4 protein-coding genes are annotated in these 2,664 nt (G+C 75.2%); 3 read left to right on the forward strand and 1 reads right to left on the reverse strand.

Annotation, left to right across the window (positions count from 1 at the left end; all coding sequences use genetic code 11):
• The coding region (locus ACFE60_RS18655; RefSeq protein ID WP_375390344.1) for a hypothetical protein at positions 1 to 186 on the forward strand (186 nt) is incomplete at its 5' end.
• A 145-nt stretch (positions 187 to 331) separates the two neighbouring features.
• Here the strand turns inward: ACFE60_RS18655 and ACFE60_RS18660 are convergent.
• The gene (locus ACFE60_RS18660) at positions 332 to 1,201 is read right to left on the reverse strand and encodes an alpha/beta fold hydrolase (protein ID WP_375390345.1); all 870 of its coding nucleotides are present in this window, start codon (positions 1,199 to 1,201) and stop codon (positions 332 to 334) included.
• Between the two features lie 90 nt (positions 1,202 to 1,291).
• On the opposite strand from ACFE60_RS18660, the gene ACFE60_RS18665 reads away from it, so the two are divergent.
• Together ACFE60_RS18665 and ACFE60_RS18670 are read left to right on the forward strand one after the other, a co-directional pair.
• Positions 1,292 to 2,488, forward strand: a complete 1,197-nt coding sequence (locus tag ACFE60_RS18665) for a sensor histidine kinase (RefSeq protein WP_375390346.1) — start codon at positions 1,292 to 1,294, stop codon at positions 2,486 to 2,488.
• On the forward strand, positions 2,485 to 2,664 hold a 180-nt coding region (locus tag ACFE60_RS18670), incomplete at its 3' end, for a response regulator transcription factor (protein ID WP_375390347.1). The genes ACFE60_RS18665 and ACFE60_RS18670, both read left to right, overlap by 4 nt.

A 2,664-nucleotide genomic window follows, 5' to 3' on the forward strand; every position in this document is an offset into this window, starting at 1 on the left:
GAGCGGCAGACGGTCGCCGTCTTCGAGTTCGAGGGCGACCCGGACCACGTGCTCGACGCGCTGGCCCCGCTCGTGCGGCCGGACTGGCGCGACCGGGTGGCCGAGGTCATCGAGGGCACGGACGTCGAGACCATCTACGTCGAGACCGTCGCCTACGGCTCGGTGGAAGCGCCCGCCGCGCGCTGAATCCGGGCTCGCTGCCGTCGGTCGTGACCGCCCGGCCACCGACGGACGTCCCGCGGCGCCGGCGCCGGCAGATCCTGTCGCCTCCGGCAGCGGTCCGGATCGCGATCGGCTGCGGGAGCCGACGGAAGCCGCCGGAGCCGACGGCTCAGGCGGCGAGCAGCTCGTCGAGCATCCGGTCGACCGCGCCCACCGCGATCGACAGGTGCCCCTCGCCCGGCATCAGGTGCGCCGTCACCCCGGGCACGTGCGCGGCGAGCCACTGCCCGTGCGCGAACGGGACCATCAGGTCCTCCTCGCCCTGCCAGAGCAGGACGGGCCGCCGGATCTCCTCGAGCGCGAAGCCCCAGTCGGACACGAACGCGAGGTCGTCGTCGAGCCAGCCGTCCGTCGACCGCCGCAGGGCGTCGCCGAACGAGGCGGCCAGGTCCTGACCGTACTCGTCGGTCAGCACGGCCCGGTCGACCGGGGGCAGCAGCGAGCCGAGCGCCTCCACGATGCCGGAGGCGGTCGTCTCGAGCAGGCCCGGCCGCTGGGCGTCGAGTTTCGCGCGCAGCGTCATCTCCCCGTCGAGGGCGGCACCGAACTCGTCGAGGTTGTCCTGGCCCATCCCGGCCAGGAAGTCGAGGTCCAGCGGGCCGTGCGGCGCGACGCCGGCGATCACGAGCGCCGCGGTCGCCCGCTCGAGGCGTGCCGCGCAGGCGAGCGCGTGCGGACCGCCTCCGGAGTGGCCGCCGACGAGGCACCGGTCCGCGCCGATCGAGTCGAGCACCGCGTCGGTGTCGTCGACGACGTCCACGATCCGCCGCCCGGCACGGCGCGACGAGGTCGCGTAGCCCGGGCGGGACAGCGCGACGAACCGCAGCCCGTGCGCGTGCACGGCCCGCTCCATCGCCCGGCTCGGCCGGGCGGCGCCCGGGGTGCCGTGATGGAACACGAACGGCAGCCCGTCCTCCGGGCCGCTGATCCACGTCTCGAGCGATCGGCCGTCGGGCAGGGCGAGGGTTCCCAGGGTCACGCCGTCGATCCTCGCCGACGGCCTCATCCGGAAGGCTGAGATCGGGACGCCGGCCGGTGCCGCGGCGCGCGACGCACCTACCCTTTCCCCGTGTTCCGTCCCCTCACGCAGACGCAGAAGGTCGTCGATCTCGCGATCGCCGCCGCCTTCGTGGTGGTGTTCGGGCTGTTCTCCCTGCGCGGCGCGCTCGAGATCCCGGGTTCCGTCGCCGCGATCGTCGTGCTCGGCGCGGCGCTGGCCGTGCGCCGCTGGTCGCCCGCGCTCGCGCTGATCGTCGGCTGGGCCGGCGCGATCGCGCAGATGTCCGCGCTCGACAGCCCGAACCTGTACGACGCGGCGATCCCCGCGATCGTCTACGGCTGCGCGGCCTACGGCACGCGCGGGGTCCGCTGGGCGGCGTTCACGTCCTCGCTCGTCGGCGCGGGCGTCGCCGGCGTCTTCGTCGCGCGCTACCCGTTCGTCCGGGCGATCACCGGATCGATCGGCGATCTGCCGTCCGCGGTGAACGCGTTCGCGATCGTCGGCACCCTGACCGCGGTCACGCTGCTGCTCGCCTGGACCCTCGGCGTGCTCGTCGCGACCGCGCAGCGCTCGCGGCGGAACCGGCAGGAGGCGGACGAGGCCGGCGAGCAGGTCGCCGCCGAGCAGGAGCGCACCCGGATCGCGCGCGACATGCACGACGTCGTCGCCCACTCCCTCGCGGTCGTGATCGCCCAGTCCGACGGCGCGCGCCTGCTGCGCCGCACGGACCCGGAGTCGGTCGACGAGGCGCTCGAGACGATCGGGGCGGTGTCCCGCGCGGCGCTCGCCGACGTGCGGGTGCTGCTGCAGCAGCTGCGGTACGAGGGCACGACCAGCGTGCAGCCGGGGCTCGCGGACCTGGACGTGCTGCTCGCGCAGCTCCAGGGCTCCGGGCTGCGCGTCGACGTCACCCGCGACGACGACCTCGGCGCGCTCGGCACCGCCACCCAGCTGGCCGCGTACCGGATCGTGCAGGAGTCGCTGACGAACGCGCTGCGCCACGGCGACCTCGAGCGCCCCGCCTCCGTGCTGCTGGTGCGGACGCCGCACGGGCTGGAGGTGGAGGTCGTCAACGCGGTCGACCCGGCCCGGCCGCCGCGGAGCTCCCCCGGCGGGCACGGCCTGATCGGCATGCGGGAGCGCGCGGGCGCCGTGCAGGGCGACCTCAGGGCCGGCCCGGACGGCGACCGGTTCCGGGTGCGCGCCTTCCTGCCGGCGAGCGTGACCGCTGCGATCCCGATCCTCCGACCCGAGGGAGCCCGATGACCGGCATCCGCGTCGCGCTGGTCGACGACCAGCAGATGTTCCGGCGCGGGGTCTCGATGATCGTGCGCTCCCAGCCCGACCTCACCGTCGTCGGGGAGGCGGGGAACGGGGAGGAGGCGATCGCGCTCGTCGAGCGCGAGCGCCCCGACGTCGTGCTGATGGACGTGCGGATGCCC

The sequence above is a fragment of the uncultured Amnibacterium sp. genome, assembly GCF_964245895.1.
GTDB lineage: Bacteria > Actinomycetota > Actinomycetes > Actinomycetales > Microbacteriaceae > Amnibacterium.